General features: G+C 69.6%; 14 protein-coding genes. 3 read left to right on the top strand and 11 right to left on the bottom strand.

Going from position 1 to position 17,987, the window contains the following annotated elements; genetic code table 11:
* Window positions 1-13 precede the first annotated feature (13 nt).
* From zwf to pgl, 3 genes are all read left to right on the top strand, one after another.
* Window positions 14-1,552 (top strand): glucose-6-phosphate dehydrogenase, encoded by a 1,539-nt coding sequence (gene zwf / locus BLT36_RS14875; RefSeq protein ID WP_092096293.1) that lies wholly within the window; start codon window positions 14-16, stop codon window positions 1,550-1,552.
* Complete coding sequence (locus BLT36_RS14870) at window positions 1,549-2,493, top strand: glucose-6-phosphate dehydrogenase assembly protein OpcA (protein ID WP_092096291.1); 945 nt, start codon at window positions 1,549-1,551, stop codon at window positions 2,491-2,493. The genes zwf and BLT36_RS14870 overlap by 4 nt, the downstream gene beginning before the upstream one ends.
* Before the next feature lie 107 nt (window positions 2,494-2,600).
* Window positions 2,601-3,371, top strand: coding sequence for a 6-phosphogluconolactonase (gene pgl / locus BLT36_RS14865; RefSeq protein ID WP_092096290.1), 771 nt, complete (start codon window positions 2,601-2,603; stop codon window positions 3,369-3,371).
* 228 nt (window positions 3,372-3,599) lie between these two features.
* Here pgl and BLT36_RS14860 read toward each other — a convergent pair whose 3' ends face one another.
* The 11 genes from BLT36_RS14860 to uvrB form a co-directional block, all read right to left on the bottom strand.
* The gene (locus tag BLT36_RS14860; RefSeq protein ID WP_092096288.1) at window positions 3,600-3,962 is read right to left on the bottom strand and encodes an RNA polymerase-binding protein RbpA; all 363 of its coding nucleotides are present in this window, start codon (window positions 3,960-3,962) and stop codon (window positions 3,600-3,602) included.
* Window positions 3,963-3,965: 3 nt separating this feature from the next.
* On the bottom strand, window positions 3,966-4,217 hold the full coding sequence (gene secG, locus BLT36_RS14855; protein WP_058727797.1) for a preprotein translocase subunit SecG: 252 nt from the start codon (window positions 4,215-4,217) through the stop codon (window positions 3,966-3,968).
* Window positions 4,218-4,349: 132 nt separating this feature from the next.
* Window positions 4,350-5,129 carry a triose-phosphate isomerase gene (gene tpiA / locus BLT36_RS14850; RefSeq protein ID WP_092096550.1) on the bottom strand — a complete coding sequence of 260 codons (780 nt, stop codon included), beginning with the start codon at window positions 5,127-5,129 and terminating at the stop codon, window positions 4,350-4,352.
* Complete coding sequence (pgk, locus tag BLT36_RS14845) at window positions 5,126-6,343, bottom strand: phosphoglycerate kinase (RefSeq protein WP_092096287.1); 1,218 nt, start codon at window positions 6,341-6,343, stop codon at window positions 5,126-5,128. Before pgk ends, tpiA begins: the two co-directional genes overlap by 4 nt.
* Window positions 6,344-6,345: 2 nt before the next feature.
* Window positions 6,346-7,350 (bottom strand): type I glyceraldehyde-3-phosphate dehydrogenase, encoded by a 1,005-nt coding sequence (gene gap / locus BLT36_RS14840; protein ID WP_027465689.1) that lies wholly within the window; start codon window positions 7,348-7,350, stop codon window positions 6,346-6,348.
* A gap of 255 nt (window positions 7,351-7,605) precedes the next feature.
* The gene (gene whiA / locus BLT36_RS14835) at window positions 7,606-8,586 is read right to left on the bottom strand and encodes a DNA-binding protein WhiA (RefSeq protein WP_092096285.1); all 981 of its coding nucleotides are present in this window, start codon (window positions 8,584-8,586) and stop codon (window positions 7,606-7,608) included.
* A gap of 75 nt (window positions 8,587-8,661) precedes the next feature.
* Window positions 8,662-9,564, bottom strand: a complete 903-nt coding sequence (rapZ, locus tag BLT36_RS14830; RefSeq protein ID WP_092096284.1) for an RNase adapter RapZ — start codon at window positions 9,562-9,564, stop codon at window positions 8,662-8,664.
* Between the two features lie 103 nt (window positions 9,565-9,667).
* On the bottom strand, window positions 9,668-11,785 hold the full coding sequence (gene uvrC, locus BLT36_RS14825) for an excinuclease ABC subunit UvrC (protein ID WP_092096282.1): 2,118 nt from the start codon (window positions 11,783-11,785) through the stop codon (window positions 9,668-9,670).
* Window positions 11,786-14,812, bottom strand: a complete 3,027-nt coding sequence (gene uvrA / locus BLT36_RS14820) for an excinuclease ABC subunit UvrA (RefSeq protein WP_092096280.1) — start codon at window positions 14,810-14,812, stop codon at window positions 11,786-11,788.
* A gap of 48 nt (window positions 14,813-14,860) precedes the next feature.
* Window positions 14,861-15,817 carry an SDR family NAD(P)-dependent oxidoreductase gene (locus BLT36_RS14815; RefSeq protein ID WP_092096279.1) on the bottom strand — a complete coding sequence of 319 codons (957 nt, stop codon included), beginning with the start codon at window positions 15,815-15,817 and terminating at the stop codon, window positions 14,861-14,863.
* Complete coding sequence (gene uvrB / locus BLT36_RS14810; protein ID WP_092096549.1) at window positions 15,807-17,879, bottom strand: excinuclease ABC subunit UvrB; 2,073 nt, start codon at window positions 17,877-17,879, stop codon at window positions 15,807-15,809. The genes BLT36_RS14815 and uvrB overlap by 11 nt, the downstream gene beginning before the upstream one ends.
* Window positions 17,880-17,987: the final 108 nt, after the last annotated feature.

The following is a 17,987-nucleotide window of genomic DNA, read 5'->3' as shown; positions in this document are numbered from 1 at the left end:
AGTTCACCGACTCATGTCACCGGTGGCAATCACCCCGGAGCACAACCCGCTCCGGCTGCCGACGGATCGTCGACTGAACCGGATCGCGGGACCCAGCACCCTCATCATCTTCGGCGTGACGGGCGACCTGTCCCGCAAGAAGCTGATGCCCGCGGTCTACGACCTGGCGAACCGGGGGCTCCTGCCGCCCGGCTTCGCACTCGTCGGGTTCGCTCGGCGTGACTGGGAGGACCAAGACTTCTCCCAGCTCGTCCACGACGCCGTCAAGGAGCACTCCCGCACCCCGTTCGACGAGGACGTCTGGCGTCAGCTCGAACAGGGCATCCGGTTCGTCCAGGGGTCGTTCGACGACCCGGAGGCGTTCCGCGAACTCAAGCGCACCGTCGACGACCTCGACGCGGAACGCGGCACGCTCGGCAACCACGCGTTCTACCTGTCCATCCCGCCGAAGATGTTCCCGGTCGTCACCGAGCAGCTCAAGCTGTCCGGCCTGACCGAGAAGCGCGACGGGTCCTGGAGCCGTGTGGTCGTCGAGAAGCCGTTCGGCTCCGACCTCCGCACCGCGCGCGAGCTGAACGCGATCGTCGAGAGCGTCTTCGCTCCGGACGACGTGTTCCGCATCGACCACTACCTCGGCAAGGAGACCGTCCAGAACCTGCTGACGCTCCGGTTCGCGAACCAGATGTACGAACCCATCTGGAACTCGAACTACGTCGACCACGTGCAGATCACGATGGCCGAGGACATCGGCGTCGCCGGACGTGCCGCGTACTACGACGGCATCGGCGCAGCGCGCGACGTCATCCAGAACCACCTGCTGCAGCTCCTGGCGCTCACCGCCATGGAGGAGCCCGTGTCGTTCAAGGCCGCGGACCTCCGCGCCGAGAAGGAGAAGGTGCTCTCCGCCGTCCGTCTGCCGGAGGACCTCGCCACGGCGACGGCCCGCGGGCAGTACGCCGGCGGGTGGCAGGGCGGCGAGAAGGTGCTCGGCTTCCTCGAGGAAGCGGGCATGAACCCGGAGTCCGGCACCGAGACGTACGCGGCGATCAAGCTCGACATCGCCACGCGTCGCTGGCAGGGCGTCCCGTTCTACCTCCGCGCGGGCAAGCGACTCGGACGCCGGGTCACCGAGATCGCGATCGTGTTCAAGCGCGTCCCCGAGGACGTCTACGGCAACACGCAGTCGCCGCTCGGCCAGAACGCGCTCGTCATCCGCGTGCAGCCGGACGAGGGCGTCACGCTCCGCTTCGGCTCGAAGGTCCCCGGCGTCGGCACGCAGGTGCGCGACGTCACGATGGACTTCGGCTACGGCCACGCGTTCACCGAGGCATCCCCCGAGGCGTACGAGCGACTCATCCTCGACGTGCTCCTCGGCGACCCGCCCCTGTTCCCCCGTCACCAAGAGGTGGAGCTCTCCTGGAAGATCCTCGATCCGATCGAGGAGTTCTGGGCATCGCAGGGCCAGCCCGAGCAGTACCGTCCCGGCACGTGGGGCCCGGCGTCCGCCGACGCCCTGCTCGCCCGCGACGGCCGGACCTGGAGGCGTCCATGAAGATCGACATGCCGAACACCACGGTCTCGAAGATCCAGAAGAAACTCGTCCACATCCGCGAGGAGGGCGGCGCCGTCGCCCTCGGTCGTGTCCTGACGCTCATCATCTCGACGGCCCTGGGCCACGAGGAAGAGGCGATCGAGGCCGCCAACGAGGCCTCGCGCGAGCACCCGATGCGCGTCATCATCGTGTCGAAGAACCACGGTGACACGAAGTCCCCGGGTCGTCTCGACGCGCAGATCCGCGTCGGCAGCGACGCGGGCGCGAGTGAGGTCATCGTCCTCCGCGCCTACGGCGAGACCGCGACCGACGAGGAGAGCCTGGTCACGGGCCTGCTCCTGCCGGACGCCCCCGTCGTGGCGTGGTGGCCGCAGACCGCCCCGGAGCAGCCGGCCGCGTCGGCCCTGGGCCGCATCGCCCAGCGACGCATCACGGACGCAGCCGCGCAGAAGGACCCGAACGGTGCGATCGAGGCGCTCGGTGCCTCGTACGTCCCCGGTGACACCGACTTCGCGTGGACCCGGCTCACCCTCTGGCGGAACCAGCTCGCCGCGGCGCTCGACCAGCCGCCGTACGAGCCGGTCACCGCGGTCGAGGTCTCGGGAGCGTACGACAGCCCGTCGACGATCCTCCTGGCCGCCTGGCTGCAGCTGCAGCTCGAGGTGCCGGTCACCGTCGTCACGTCGCCCCGCGCGACCGGGTCGAGCGGCATCCACGGCGTGAAGCTCGTGCGGGAGTCCGGCGCCATCGAGCTCGAGCGGTCCCTGGTGGACGTCGCGACGCTCTCGATGCCCGGGCAGCCGACGCACGACCTGTCGCTGCCGCGCCGCAACCTGCGCGACTGCCTGGCCGAGGAACTCCGTAGACTCGACCCGGACGTCCTCTTCGGAGACGTCGTCAAGCACGGGGTACCGCAGCTGCGTGAGTCGATCGCCGGCTGAGCAAGCCCCACACGACCGGCCGGTCCCGCTCACCCGAGCACCAGGACCGGCCGGTCGGACCGAAGGCGGTCGTCCGACCGGTCGTCCGCCACGAACACGGGAGTCACGTGACCAACGAACGGCGGGTGCTGGTGCACCCGGACAAGCAGGCCCTCGGCGCTTCGGTCGCCGCACGCTTCATCACGAAGATCATCGACGTGCTCGACGAGCAGGAGCGCGCGGACATCGCCATCAGCGGTGGTTCGGTGTCCTCCCTCGTCCTCGCCGCGATCGGCCAGTCGCCGGCGCGCGAGAGCGTCGACTGGTCGAAGGTGCACGTGTGGTGGGTCGACGAGCGCTGGGTGCCCGCGGGTGACGCCGATCGGAACATCACCGGCACGCAGACGGACTTCTTCGACCACGTCGACATCCCGGAGTCGAACATCCACCCGATCGCGGCGTCCGACGCCGGCCTCACGATCGACGAGGCCGCCGCGCAGTACGAGCGCGAACTCCAGGACGCCGCTCCCGAGGGCGCCGTCGCGCCGCGGTTCGACATCACCCTGCTGGGCGTCGGTCCGGACGGGCACACCGCGTCGCTCTTCCCCGAGTTCCCGCAGCTCGCCGTCACCGACCGCGCCGTGCTGTCCGTCGACGACTCCCCCAAGCCGCCGCCGCAGCGCCTGACGGTCACCTTCCCGGTGATCAACGCGTCGCAGCGGGTCTGGGTCATCCTGTCCGGTGCCGAGAAGGCCTCGGTCCTCGGCCTCGCCCTCGCGGGTGCGGCCGTCGACGAGGTCCCGGTCGGCGGCGTCCAGGGACGCAAGCGCACCGTGTTCTTCGTCGACCAGGACGCCGCGCGCGACGTCCCCGAGAACCTGATCGCGTCGACGTACTAGACCAAACCACCTGACGGACGGGAGGCGCGGTGCCAGCTGGCACCGCGCCTCCCGTCCGTCCGTGGTCCGGTCTCAGGCCGCCCCGGTCGGTGAGATCGCACTTCGGCGACCACCGGCCGCCGGGTGGGCGCACAACGTGCGATCTCGGCGGGACGACACACGGCGCGGACCCGGCCCGCACGACGAAGGCCCCCGCACCTGACGGTGCGGGGGCCTTCGTGCGTCGGACTACTTCGCGGCGGTACCGCGGCGCTGCCGGAGCTGCTGCAGCGCGTCCTCGAGGAGCTGCGCTGCCTCTTCCTCGGTGCGTCGTTCCTTCACGTACGCGAGGTGGGTCTTGTACGGCTCGGTCTTGGAGACCACGGGAGGGTTCTCCTTGTCACGGCCGGCCGGGAGCCCGGTCGACGGCGAGTCCACCGTCTCGGGGATCTCTTCATCGGGCAGGCCCGCGGCGAAGTACCGCACGACCTCGTTCCCCAGGGCGTCCCAGTACGAGATCGCCACCCGCTCTGCCTGGACCCCGCGGTCCTGCTCCCCCATGGGACCCGCGCCGACGCGCGACCCCCGGATTGCACTGCCTCCGCTTGCCATGGATCAGCTCCCCGCCGTGAACTTGTTGATGAGACCGAGCACGATGATGGACACGATCCAGACCAGACCGAGGATCACCGTGATGCGGTTGAGGTTTCGCTCGGCGACGCCGGACGCCCCGAGGTTGCTCGTCACGCCGCCGCCGAACATGTCGGAGAGGCCGCCACCGCGGCCCTTGTGCAGCAGGATGAGGAGCGTGAGCAGGAGGCTCGTGATTGCGAGCAGGACCTGCAGCACGACGGAGAGAATCGCCACGACGTACCTTTCGTGTCAGTCAGCCATCCGAGTATACCGGCCAGGTGGTCGGCCGAGGTCCGCGGGGCTGGGCGTGGCACAGGCCGGTCGCACGGGGCGACCGGCCTGTGGTGTGTTGGTCTGCCTGGTCGGTCAGAGACCGACGTGCTGCCGGAAGCGCGCGATGGCCGCGAACTCCTGCACGTCGAGCGATGCGCCACCGACGAGCGCGCCGTCGATGTCGGGCTCACGGAGGAAGCCGGCGATGTTGCCCGACTTCACCGAACCGCCGTAGAGCACACGGGTCGCCGCAGCGGCCTCGTCGCCCCAGGCCGTAGCGATCCCGCGACGCAGTGCGGCGCAGTCCTCCTGGGCCTGCTCGGCCGTTGCCGCCTGGCCGGACCCGATCGCCCAGACCGGCTCGTACGCGACGACGATCTCGGACGGCTTCACGGCGTCGAGGACGACCCCGAGCTGCTCGACCGGCACGACGCCCGCGCCGCGCTGTTCGCGCTGCTCGCCCGTCTCACCGACGCACACCACCGGCACGAGGCCGTGCTTGACGGCGGCGGCGGTCTTCGCGGCCACGACCTCGTCGGTCTCCCCGTGCAGCGTGCGCCGCTCGGAGTGTCCGACGATGACGTACTGCGCGTCGAGGGCGGCCAGGAACGCACCCGACACGTCACCGGTGTAGGCACCGGAGTCGTACTGGGACAGGTCCTGCGCGCCGAAGCGGATGGGCAGCTTGTCCGCCGAGATGAGCGTCTGCACGCTGCGGAGGTCGGTGAAGGGCGGGAACACCGCGACCTCGACGTCGTCGAAGTCGTGGCGCGCGTCCTTCAGCGTCCACGCGAGCTTCTGCACGGTGGCGATCGCCTGCAGGTGGTCGAGATTCATCTTCCAGTTGCCGGCGATGAACGGCGTGCGGCTCATGCGGACCACCCCAGTGCTTCGAGACCGGGGAGCGACTTGCCCTCGAGGAACTCGAGGCTCGCACCGCCACCGGTCGAGATGTGCCCGAACTGGTCGTCCGAGAACCCGAGCGACCGGACGGCTGCTGCGGAGTCACCACCGCCGACGACCCCGAGGCCGTCGACCTCGGTGAGCGCCTGGGCGACGGTCTTCGTGCCGGCGGCGAAGGCCGGGAACTCGAACACGCCCATCGGGCCGTTCCAGAACACGGTCTTCGAACCGGACACCGCGGACGCGAAGCGCCGAGCGGTCTCCGGGCCGATGTCGAGGCCGATGCCGTCGGTGCCGAACGAGGACGACTCGATCGCGTCGGCCGCCACCGTCTCGTGGTCGGCGTCGGACGCGAAGCCGGACGCCACGACCACGTCGGTCGGCAGGTCGATCGTCACGCCGAGCTCCTTGGCCCGCGACAGGTACTCGCGGACGACGTCGAGCTGGTCCTGCTCGAGCAGCGACTTCGCCACCCCGTGGCCCTGGGCCGCGAGGAACGTGAAGAGCATGCCGCCGCCGATGCAGAGCGTGTCCACCTTGGGCAGGATGTGGTCGATGACGCCGAGCTTGTCGCTGACCTTGGACCCGCCGAGCACCACCGTGTACGGGCGTGCCGGGTCCTTCGTCAGCTGCTCGAGCACGCCGAGCTCGGTCTCGATGAGCGAGCCCGCAGCGCTGGGGAGCGCCGAGGCGAGCTCGTAGACCGACGCCTGCTTCCGGTGCACGACACCGAAGCCGTCGGAGACGAACGCGTCCCCGAGTGCGGCGATGCGGTCCGCGAAGCCACCGCGCACGGCGGCGTCCTTCGAGGTCTCCTCCGGGTTGAAACGGAGGTTCTCGAGCAGCAGGACGTCGCCGTCCTCGAGTGCCCCGGCGGCCGCCGTCGCCTCGTCGCCGACGGTCTCGCCGACGAACGTGACCTCTTTGCCGAGCAGCTCGGAGAGCCGCTGGCCGACCGGCGCCAGCGAGAACTCCGGCTTGGGCTCGCCGTCGGGGCGTCCCAGGTGGGAGATCACGATGACGCGGGCGCCGGCGGTGATGAGGGTGTTCAGGGTGGTCAGCGACGCGCGCACGCGACCGTCGTCCGTGATCACACCGTCCTTGAGCGGGACGTTCAGGTCACAGCGGACGATGACGCGCTTGCCGGGGAGGTCGCCGAGGTCCTCGAGGGTACGGAGGGCCATGCTCAGAGTCGCTCGCCCACGTACTCGGTGAGGTCGACGAGGCGGTTCGAGTAGCCCCACTCGTTGTCGTACCAGGAGGTGATCTTCACGAGACCGCCGATGACCTTGGTCAGGCCGGAGTCGTAGATCGACGAGTGCGGGTCCGTGGTGATGTCGGTCGACACCAGCGGGTCCTCGCTGTAGAGCAGGATGCCCTTGAGCGGGCCCTCGGCGGCCTCCTTGTAGGCGGCGTTGATCTCGTCGACGGTGACCTCGGACTTGGTCTCGAGGGTGAGGTCGGTGATCGAACCGGTCGGGACCGGCACGCGCAGCGCGAAGCCGTCGAGCTTGCCGGCGAGCTCCGGCAGGACCAGGCCGATGGCCTTCGCCGCACCGGTGGAGGTCGGGACGATGTTCAGGGCCGCGGCACGGGCACGACGGGGGTCCTTGTGCGGGCCGTCCTGCAGGTTCTGGTCGGCCGTGTAGGCGTGGACCGTCGTCATGAGGCCACGCTCGATGCCGAACTTGTCGTGGAACACCTTGGCGAGCGGCGCGAGGCTGTTCGTGGTGCAGGACGCGTTCGAGATGATGTGGTGGTTCGCGGGGTCGTACTGTCCCTCGTTCACGCCGAGGACGATGGTGACGTCGTCACCGGAGGCCGGGGCGGAGATGATGACCTTCTTGGCGCCCGCGTCGATGTGCTTCTGCGCATCGGCTGCCTTCGTGAAGAAGCCGGTCGACTCGATGACGATGTCGACACCCAGCTCGCCCCAGGGGAGGTTGGCGGGGTCGCGCTCCGCGAGGACCTTGATCGCCTTGCCGTCGACGACGATGTTGTCGCCGTCGAGCTCGACCGTTGCCGGGAGCTTGCCGGTGATGGAGTCGAACTTCAGCAGGTTCGCGAGGGACGCGTTGTCGGTGAGGTCGTTCACCGCCACGATCTCGAGGTCGCTGCCCTTGGCCAGTGCGGCCCGGAAGAAGTTACGGCCGATGCGGCCGAAGCCGTTGATACCGATCTTGACGGTCAATGGATCTCCTGGTGGGTGTGGAGCGCCCAGGGGGCGCTGCTTTCGGAGGCGCGGACCCTGCGGGCCCACGTGTGGTGGACGATACGCCCCGTAACGTCGCCGTAACGACCCTAGCAGTCGGACACTGCGCGGCCGTCTGCGTGACGGTCCGTCCGGACGGTCGCCACAGGGGTCCGAGATACCGGCCACAGACGGACGGGAGGCGCGGTGCCAGCTGGCACCGCGCCTCCCGTCAGACGGATCGGACGACCGCTCTCAGGCCCCTTCGAGCTCCTCCGGGACGCTCGCTTCCGTGCCGGGGATGCCGAGGTCCGACGCGCGCTTGTCGGCCATCGCGAGCAGGCGGCGGATGCGGCCGGCGATGGCGTCCTTCGTCATCGGCGGCTCGGCGTGCTGGCCGAGCTCGTCGAGCGACGCGTCGCGGTGCTGCAGACGCAGCGAACCGGCGTACTGCAGGTGGTCGGGGACCTCGTCGCCGAGGATCTCGAGGGCGCGCTCGACGCGGGCGCACGCGGCGACGGCGGCCTGCGCGGAACGGCGGAGGTTCGCGTCGTCGAAGTTGACCAGACGGTTCGCGGTCGCACGGACCTCGCGGCGCTGCCGCATCTCCTCCCAGTCCGCAGTGGTGCGGGCGGCACCCATCACGGTGAGCATCTGACCGATCGCCTCGCCGTCGCGGATGACGACCCGGTGCACGCCGCGGACCTCACGGCCCTTCGCGGCGATGCCGAGACGCGACGCGGCACCGACGAGGGCCATCGCGGCCTCGTTGCCGGGGCACGTGACCTCGAGCGCCGCCGCACGACCCGGGTCGGTCAGCGTGCCGGAGGCGAGGAACGCGCCACGCCAGATCGCGGCGAGGTCCTCGCGGTTGCCGGTGGTGAGCCGGTTCGGCAGACCACGCACCGGACGCCGACGAGCGTCCATCAGGCCGGTCTGACGGGCCAGGGTCTCCCCCGCCTCGAGCACGCGCACCAGGTAGCGGGTGCCCCGACGAGCGGACGCGGACGACCCCACCGACGCCTCGCTCCGCACGCCGTACAGCTCGGCGAGGTCCTTCCGGACACGGTGGACGATGATCCGGGTGTCGAGTTCGACCTCGACCGCGATCCTGCCCGAGATGACGTGCAGGCCACCCGCGAACCGCAGGATGGTCGCCAGTTCGGCGGCGCGGACCGTGTTGCGGTTCACGACGACCCGGGCCAGTTCGTCCTTGACCTCGGCAGTCAACGGCACAGCATCATTCCTAACGTTTCTTCATGTGGGGTCCGCGTGCCCGGCGCACGACGTGTGGAGCGGCCGGAGGGACGGTCACTCTCGGCCGAGGTCTCGGTTCTTCACACGCACGGCGACGCCAGGCATCCCGCGGAGGAGGTTCGCCATCTCGGCGACGATGGCGACCGAGCGGTGCTTGCCGCCGGTACAGCCGATGGCGATCGTAGCGTGTCTTTTGTTCTCGCGCTGGTACCCCTCGAACACCGGCTCGAGCACCGAGGCGTACCGCTCGACGAACGGACGGGCACCCGGCTGCTCGAGCACGTAGTCCGAGACCGGCTTGTCGAGGCCCGTGTGCGGCCGGAGTTCCGGGACCCAGTACGGGTTCGGCAGGAAGCGCACGTCGGCCACCATGTCGGCGTCGGCGGGCAGCCCGTACTTGAAGCCGAAGCTCATCAGCGTCACCTGGACACCGACGAAGTGGTCGTCGGCGAACCGCTCGGTGACGGCGTTCGCGAGCTGGTGGATGTTGAGGTCCGAGGTGTCGATCACCATGTCGGAGGCCTCGCGCAGCGCGGAGAGCCGGGCGCGCTCACGGGCGATGCCGTCGAGCAGCGTGTCCTCGCCCTGCAGCGGGTGCGGTCGACGCACCTGCTCGAAGCGCCGGACGAGCACCGCGTCGGTCGCCTCGAGGAACAGCACCCGGACCCGCGCCGACGTGCTCGAACGAACCTGCTCGACCGCCTGCTCCGGGTCGGTGAAGAACCGGCCGCCGCGCACGTCGACGACGGTCGCGATCTTCGGGATCTTCTCCCCCGCCCGGTCCGCGAGCTCGGTCAGGGGCGCGAGCATCTGGGTCGGCAGGTTGTCCACCACGTACCAGCCGAGGTCTTCCAGCGCCTTGCCGACGGTGGACCGTCCGGCCCCGGACATGCCGGTGACGATGAGGATGTCGTGCTGTTGCGGCGATCGTGTCGACGCCTGGGCGCTGTCGGTCATCTGGGAGTGGGCTCCGTCGTGGCGGCCCGGGCGCGTCGCCCGGGGAGGTCTCGGCTGCGGGTCAAGGGTATCCCCCGGACGGGGCCTGGAGGCACGGCTGCCGTCACGCGGGAAGGTGCGGACCGTCGTGGGTCACGGACGGGATCCGCGCGGGTGTCCGCTCATCGGCCGGCGGTCGTGCCGGGCTGCCGCCGTCGGCCGAGCTCGCCGCCCCGGTGGGTACGCTCGGTCCGGTCGGGGCGCTCGTGGGTGTCGCCGCGCTCGGCACGCTCGGGTCTGCGGGGGCGCTCGCTGGGGTCACCGTGCTCGGGCCCGCGGGGGCGCTCGCTGGGGTGTCCGCGAGCTTCGACACCACCGCGGCTGCGGTCGCGGGACCGACGCCGGGAACCTCGCCGATCTCCTCCGCCGTCGCCTCGCGCAGTCGGGCGACCGAGCCGAAGTGCTTCAGCAGCGCGTTCACGCGGCTCGGCCCGAGCCCCGGTATCTCGGACAGCCGGGAGCGCACGTCGCGCTTCCGACGGGTCCGCTGGTGCGTGATCGCGAAGCGGTGGGCCTCGTCACGGATGCGCTGGATGAGGAACAGCGCCTCGGAGTTGCGCGGCAGGATCACCGGGAAGTCGTCGTCCGGCAGCCAGAGCTCCTCGAGCCGCTTCGCGATGCCGACGAGGGCGACGTCGTGGACGCCGGCCTCGTCCATCGCACGCTTCGCGGCCTGCACCTGCGGCTGCCCACCGTCGACGATGAGCAGCTGGGGGCGGTACGCGAAGCGCTTCGTCGGCTTCGAGCCCTCGATGACCTCGTCACTCGTGACGTCGGGGACGTCCGGTGCCGCGGCGTCCTCGTCGAGCCGGGCCAACCGCCGGGAGAGCACCTGGTACATGCTGTCCGTGTCGTCGGTCGTCTCGGCGATCGTGTAGCGCCGGTACTGGTCCTTCCGGGGCAGCCCGTCCTCGAACACGACCATCGACGCGACGACGTTCGTGCCCTGCAGGTGCGAGATGTCGTAGCACTCCATCCGGAGCGGGGCCTGGCTCATCCCGAGGGCGTCCTGGATGTCCGCCAGCGCCGCGGACCGGGTCGTGTAGTCGGCCGAGCGCTTCGTCTTGTAGAGCATGAGCGCCTGCGAGGCGTTCTGCGCCGCCGTCCGGGCGAGACCCGCCCGGTCGCCACGCTGTGCGGTGCTGAGCTTGGTGCCACGGCCACCGCGGCGTTCGCTGAGCCACTGCTGGAGCGCCTCGGCGTCCTCCGGGAGCTCCGGCACCACGACCTCGCGCGGCGGCTCCTCGGCCGTCGCGTACTGGCCCTGGACGATCTGCTCGACGAGGTCGCCCGTCGAGATGTCGAGCTCCTTGTCGACGACCCAGCCGCGCACACCGCGGATGCGACCGCCCCGGACGGAGAACAGCTGCACCGCGGCCGCCAGTTCGTCCTCGGCGATGCCGAACAGATCGAGGTCGACGGAGTCGCGGAGCACCACGGCGGACTTCTCGAGCACGGCCTCGAGCGCTTCGACCTGGTCGCGGAACTTCGCGGCCTGCTCGTACTGCATCGCGTCCGCCGAGGCCGCCATCCGCTGCCGCAGCTGCGTGATCACCCGCCGGTCGTAGCTCGCCATGAACTTGACGAACTCCTCGACCAGGGCGCGGTGCTCGGCGATCGTCACCTTCTGCGAGCACGGTCCGCCGCACTTGCCGATCTGCCCCGGGAAGCACGGCTTGCCGGTCTGCATCGCCTTCTTGTAGGACGAGTCCGAGCAGGTCCGGATCGGGAACACCTTGATCATCAGGTCGATCGTGTCGTGCACCGCCCAGATCTTCGGGTACGGCCCGAAGTACTTCGCACCCTTGATCTTCCGGTTCCGCGTCACCATCACCCGCGGCGACTCCTCGCCCAGCGTGATCGCCATGTACGGGTACGACTTGTCGTCCCGGAACTTGACGTTGAACGGCGGATCGAACTCCTTGATCCACGTGTACTCCAGCTGGAGCGCCTCGATCTCGGAACCGACGGTGGTCCACTCGACACTGCGCGCCGTCAGGACCATCCGCCGGGTGCGCTCGTGCAGCGTCGGCAGCGGTGCGAAGTAGTTGCTCAGCCGAGCCCGGAGGTTCTTCGCCTTGCCGACGTAGAGCACCCGACCGGCCTCGTCACGCCAGCGGTAGACGCCCGGGTCGGTCGGGATCTCTCCCGCCTTCGGACGCCACGAGACGGTGTCCGCCACCTACCGAGCACCAGCCTTCTGCTTCGCGCCGGCCTTGGCGGACCGCGCCGTGCGAGCGCCGACGGCCTGCTCCTTGCCGACCCGGGCGTCCTGCGCGTCGAAGATCTCCTTGAGGAACACCCCCGTGTGGCTCTCCGGCACCTCGGCGACGTGCTCGGGGGTGCCGACCGCCAGGATCGTGCCACCGCCGGAGCCGCCCTCGGGACCCATGTCGATGAGCCAGTCGGCGGACTTGATGACGTCGAGGTTGTGCTCGATCGTGATGACCGTGTTGCCCTTGTCGACCAGGCTCTGCAGCACGAGCAGCAGCTTCCGGACGTCCTCGAAGTGCAGCCCCGTCGTGGGCTCGTCGAGCACGTACACCGTGCGGCCGTTCGACCGACGCTGGAGCTCCGTCGCGAGCTTGACGCGCTGCGCCTCGCCACCGGACAGGGTCGTCGCGCTCTGCCCGAGCCGGACGTAGCCGAGACCCACATCGACGAGGGTCTGCATGTAGCGGTGGATCGCGGAGATCGGTTCGAAGAACTCGGCGGCCTCGCTGATCGGCATGTCGAGGACCTCGGAGATGGACTTGCCCTTGTAGTGGACCTGCAGCGTCTCGCGGTTGTACCGCGCACCGCCGCAGACCTCGCACGCGACGTAGACGTCGGGCAGGAAGTTCATCTCGATCTTGATCGTGCCGTCGCCCGAGCAGTTCTCGCAGCGGCCACCCTTGACGTTGAAGCTGAAGCGCCCCGGCTGGTAACCGCGCGCCTTCGCCTCGGGCGTCTCGGCGAACAGCTGCCGGATCCGGTCGAACACGCCCGTGTAGGTCGCCGGGTTCGACCGCGGGGTGCGGCCGATCGGGGCCTGGTCGACGTGCACCACCTTGTCGAGCTGGTCGAGGCCCTTCACCCGGGTGTGCTTCCCCGCGATGTGCCGGGCACCGTTGAGCTGGTTGGCGAGCACCTTGTAGAGGATGTCGTTGACGAGCGTGGACTTGCCCGAGCCGCTCACCCCGGTGACCGCCGTGAAGACGCCGAGCGGGAAGTCCGCGTCGATCGACTTGAGGTTGTTCGCCCGAGCACCCTGCACCGTGATGGTGCGCTTGAGGTTGACCTTGCGGCGCTCGGCCGGCACCTCGATCGCCCGGCGACCGGCGAGGTAGTCCCCCGTGATCGAGTCGCGGTTCTCGATGATCCCCGCGTACGAACCGGAGTGCACGACGTTGCCGCCGTTGACGCCGGCGCCCGGGCCGATGTCGACGACCCAGTCAGCCGTGCGGATCGTGTCCTCGTCGTGCTCGACGACGATGAGGGTGTTGCCGAGGTCCTTCAGCTTGACCAGGGTGTCGATGAGTCGGCGGTTGTCGCGCTGGTGCAGCCCGATGCTCGGCTCGTCGAGGACGTACAGCACGCCCGTCAGACCCGACCCGATCTGGGTCGCGAGCCGGATGCGCTGCGCCTCGCCACCGGAGAGGCCGCCCGCACCGCGCGCGAGGGTGAGGTAGTTGAGACCGACCTCGAGCAGGAACTCGAGCCGGGCCCGGATCTCACGCAGCACGGCCGCGGCGATGTGCGCTTCGCGGTCGGTCAGCGTCAGCTCGTTCATGAACGCGTACGCCTGGTCGAGCGAGAAGCCCGTGACGTCGGCGATGCTGTGGTCGGCCACGGTGACCGCGAGGACCTCGGGCTTGAGGCGTGTGCCGTCGCAGACCGGGCACGGGACCTCGCGCAGGTAGCCCTGGAAGCGCTGCCGCTGCGAGTCCGACTCGGCCTCGGCGAACTTGCGCTCGATGTAGGGCATGACACCCTCGAACCCGCTCGTGTACCGCATCTCGCGGCCGAACCGGTTGCGCCACGACACCGACACCTGGAAGTCCTTGCCCGTCAGGATCGCCGCCTGGACGGACGGGTCGAGCCGGCTCCACGGGGTGTCGAGGTCGAACCCGAGGTCCTTGCCGAGGCCGGCGAGGAGCTTCTCGAAGTACGAGTAGAGCCCGCTCGTGCCCGTCCACGGCAGCAGGACGCCGTCGCGGAGGGACGCTTCGGGGTCCCCGAGCACCAGGTCGGGGTCGACCGACATGCGCGTGCCGAGGCCGGAGCACTCGGGGCACGCACCGAACGGCGCGTTGAAGGAGAACGTGCGCGGCTCGATCTCGGTGAGGGCGAGCGGGTGGTTGTTCGGGCACGACAGGTTCTCGGAGTACGTCCGGACGGCGCCCGGCCCCTCGGCGTCGACCAGGTCGATCGCGACGGTGCCGTCGGTCAGGCGGAGCGCCGTCTCGAGCGAGTCGGTGAGGCGTCCGAGGATGTCGTCGTTCGCGACGAGGCGGTCGACGATCACCGAGATGTCGTGCTTGACCTGCTTCTTGAGCTTGGGCGGGTCGCTCAGCTGGATGCGCTCCCCGTCCACGATCGCGCGGGCGTAGCCGGAGGCCGCCAGTTCCTGGAAGAGGTCGACGAACTCGCCCTTCTTCTTGGAGATCACCGGAGCGAGCACCTGGAAACGCGTGCCGGACTCGAACTCCATGAGCTGGTCGGCGATCTGCTGCACGGTCTGCTTGCTGATCACTTCGCCGCAGACCGGGCAGTGCGGCACACCGATGCGCGCCCAGAGCAGGCGCATGTAGTCGTAGACCTCGGTGATGGTGCCGACCGTCGAGCGCGGGTTGCGGTTCGTCGACTTCTGGTCGATCGAGACCGCCGGGGACAGCCCCTCGATGAAGTCGACGTCCGGGCGGTCGACCTGCCCGAGGAACTGGCGCGCGTACGCGGAGAGCGACTCCACGTAGCGGCGCTGTCCCTCGGCGAAGATCGTGTCGAACGCGAGCGACGACTTGCCGGAACCGGACAGGCCGGTGAACACGACGAGGGAGTCGCGCGGGATCTCGAGGTCGACGTCCCGCAGGTTGTGCACGCGCGCACCCCGCACGCTGAGCGTGGAGGTGCTGTGCGGGGCGGTGCCGCCGGGGATGTGGAGGTCTGCGGGCTCGCCGAAGGCGTTCCGGCCCGACGTCGAGGTTCCGCGGTCAGAGGTGATGGTCATCGTCGTCGATTCTACGAAGCGGGACCGACATTCGGCCGCGATGGACGGTCAGACGAGTGCGTCGAGAGCGAACGCGACCCCGGCGGCGCGCTCGCTGGCCGCCCAGAGGCGGGCGGCCTCGATGCGGTCGTGTGCCCTCGGTTCGGCACGGACCACGGTGGCCGGACCACGGAGTTGCATCCAGCCGGACGGCCCCCAGTACTCCCCCGACCGGACGTCGCTGCCGACCGCCGCGTGCACGAGTGGTTCGGCGCCGGCGTCCTTGCCCTGGGCGAGCAGGCGCTGCGCCGGACGGATCCACGCCGGCTCGGAGCGCGACGCCTGGACGTCCGGCCTCGGTACGGCGAGGACGTCGAGTGCGAGTCCCGGGTGCGCCACGACACTGGCGACCGGTGATCCGGCGTCGGCCAGTCGTTCGGCCAGCTCGAACCCGAACAGCATCACCGCGAGCTTGCTCCGCCCGTACTGCCGGTAACTCGAGTACCGGGCGGCACCGAGCGGGTCGGTGGTCTCGAGGCGTGCCCACCGGTGCGCGATCGACCCGAGGTGCACGACCCGGCCCGCTCGCTGTTCGAGGAGCGGGAGCGTCAGCGCCGTCCAGGCGAAGTGCCCGAGGTGGTTCGTGCCGATCTGCAGCTCGGTCCCCTGCGGGGTGGTGCGCAGCTCGTCCGAGCCGACCACACCGGCGTTGTTCACGATCGCGTCGACCCCGTCCGGCTCGAGCTGCGACAGTTCGTCCGCGGCCGTGCGCACACTGGCGAGGTCGGCGAGGTCGAGGTGGACGTGCCCGAGATCGGCGCCGTCGACGTGCCGGCGGATGCTGTGCTCCGCCGCCGCGGCACGTGTCCGGTCGCGCGTGGCGAGGACGACCCGGTGTCCGGCGGCCGCGAGCTGTTCCGCCGCGTGGTACCCGAGCCCGGCGCTCGCCCCGGTGACGACGACGGTCCGGCGGGCGGCCGACCCTGCGCCGTCAGCGGTGGCGATCCCACCGTCGTCAGCGGACATGCCCCGCCGACTCCATCTGCCGCAGCGCCTTCTTGAGGTCCTGCACCTCGTCGCGGAGTCGTGCGGCCAACTCGAACTTCAGCTCGGCCGCGGCCTGCAGCATCTGGTCGTTCAGGTCGGCGATGGTCGCCTCGAGCTGCGTCGCGCCCTCGCCCGCGATGCCCTCGCGCTTGAGGTTCGGCGTGGGCGATCGACGACCGTCGGCACCCGGGCGCCCTTCGAGCAGCGCCTTCGTGTCGTCGTTCTCGCGCGCCAGGATCTCGGTGATGTCGGCGATCTTCTTGCGGAGCGGCTGCGGGTCGATGCCCCGTTCCGTGTTGTACGCGACCTGCTTCTCACGGCGACGATCGGTCTCCTCGATGGCGGTCTTCATCGAGTCCGTCATCTTGTCGGCGTACATGAGCACCTGCCCCGACACGTTGCGGGCCGCACGACCGATGGTCTGGATGAGCGACGTCGACGACCGGAGGAAGCCTTCCTTGTCGGCGTCGAGGATCGCCACGAGGGAGACCTCGGGCAGGTCGAGTCCTTCTCGGAGCAGGTTGATGCCGACCAGGACGTCGTACACGCCCTGGCGCAGCTCGGTGAGGAGCTCGACGCGCTTCAGCGTGTCGACGTCGGAGTGCAGGTAGCGCACCCGGACCCCGGCGTTCCCGAGGAAGTCGGTGAGCTCTTCGGCCATGCGCTTGGTCAGCGTGGTCACGAGGACGCGCTCGTCCTTCTCGACGCGCTGCTGGATCTCCTCGAGCAGGTCGTCGATCTGGCCGTCGCTCGGCTTCACCACGATCTCCGGGTCGACGAGACCGGTCGGTCGGATGATCTGCTCCACCACGCTGTCCGTGACGCCGAGCTCGTACCGACCCGGGGTCGCGGACAGGTAGACCTTCTGACCGACGCGGTCGAGGAACTCCGCGAAGGTGAGCGGTCGGTTGTCGAGGGCACTCGGCAGGCGGAAGCCGTGCTCCACCAGCGTGCGCTTGCGGGAGGCGTCGCCCTCGTACATCGCACCGATCTGCGGCACGGTGACGTGGGACTCGTCGATGACGATGAGGAAGTCGTCCGGGAAGTAGTCGATCAGGCAGTGCGGGGCTTCGCCGGCGACACGACCGTCCATGTGCCGCGAGTAGTTCTCGATGCCGGAGCAGAAGCCGATCTGTTCCATCATCTCGATGTCGAACGTGGTGCGCATCCGGAGGCGCTGCGCCTCGAGCAGCTTGCCCTGCCCCTCGAGCTCGGCGAGGCGTTCCGCCAGCTCTTCCTTGATCGTCGAGATCGCGCGGTGCATGACGTCGGTGTCGGCGACGTAGTGCGACGCCGGGAAGATCGACACCGCCGGCAGCTCGTCGATGACGTTGCCGGTGAGCGGGTGCAGCGACGACAGCGCTTCGACCTCGTCACCGAACATCTCGATGCGGATCGCGTGCTCTTCGTACATCGGGATGATCTCGATGGTGTCGCCCCGGACCCGGAAGGTGCCGCGCGCGAAGTCGACGTCGTTCCGCTGGTACTGCATCGCCACGAACTTCCGGACGAGCTGGTCGCGCGAGATCGTCTGGCCGACGTGCAGCGCCACCGAGGCGTTCATGTACTGCTCAGGTGTGCCGAGGCCGTAGATGCAGGACACCGTCGAGACCACCACGACGTCGCGCCGGCTGAGGAGCGAGTTCGTCGTGGAGTGCCGGAGCCGCTCGACCTCGGCGTTGACCGAGGAGTCCTTCTCGATGAACGTGTCCGTCTGCGGGACGTACGCCTCGGGCTGGTAGTAGTCGTAGTACGACACGAAGTACTCGACCGCGTTGTTGGGCAGCAGACTGCGGAACTCGTTCGCGAGCTGCGCCGCCAGGGTCTTGTTGTGCGCGAGCACGAGGGTCGGCCGCTGCACCTGTTCGATGAGCCACGCAGTCGTCGCGGACTTGCCGGTACCCGTGGCCCCGAGCAGCACGACGTCGGTCTCACCGGCGTTGATGCGTCCGGCGAGCTCGGCGATCGCCGCGGGCTGGTCACCGCTCGGCGAGTACTCGCTGATGACCTCGAACGGACGGACCGCGCGGGTGGGCTCGATTGACACTGCCATGGGTCCAACGGTAGTCGGCACCACCGACACCGAGCCCGGTGCTCGCCCTGGGCGTATCGTCCACGCCAGGCAGCCTCCAAGTCCGCTGATAGGGAC

Source organism: Curtobacterium sp. UNCCL20 (assembly GCF_900101675.1).
GTDB lineage: Bacteria > Actinomycetota > Actinomycetes > Actinomycetales > Microbacteriaceae > Curtobacterium.
This window is presented reverse-complemented; position numbering and strand designations above follow the sequence as displayed.

Excerpts from the sequence above, each read along its gene's own strand:
- zwf (WP_092096293.1), top strand. The coding sequence starts at position 14 with ATGTCACCGGTGGCAATCACCCCGGAGCACAACCCGCTCCGGCTGCCG.
- BLT36_RS14815 (WP_092096279.1), bottom strand. The coding sequence starts at position 15,817 with ATGTCCGCTGACGACGGTGGGATCGCCACCGCTGACGGCGCAGGGTCG.
- rapZ (WP_092096284.1), bottom strand. The coding sequence starts at position 9,564 with ATGACCGACAGCGCCCAGGCGTCGACACGATCGCCGCAACAGCACGAC.
- pgk (WP_092096287.1), bottom strand. The coding sequence starts at position 6,343 with ATGGCCCTCCGTACCCTCGAGGACCTCGGCGACCTCCCCGGCAAGCGC.
- BLT36_RS14860 (WP_092096288.1), bottom strand. The coding sequence starts at position 3,962 with ATGGCAAGCGGAGGCAGTGCAATCCGGGGGTCGCGCGTCGGCGCGGGT.
- BLT36_RS14870 (WP_092096291.1), top strand. The coding sequence starts at position 1,549 with ATGAAGATCGACATGCCGAACACCACGGTCTCGAAGATCCAGAAGAAA.
- uvrA (WP_092096280.1), bottom strand. The coding sequence starts at position 14,812 with ATGACCATCACCTCTGACCGCGGAACCTCGACGTCGGGCCGGAACGCC.
- tpiA (WP_092096550.1), bottom strand. The coding sequence starts at position 5,129 with ATGAGCCGCACGCCGTTCATCGCCGGCAACTGGAAGATGAATCTCGAC.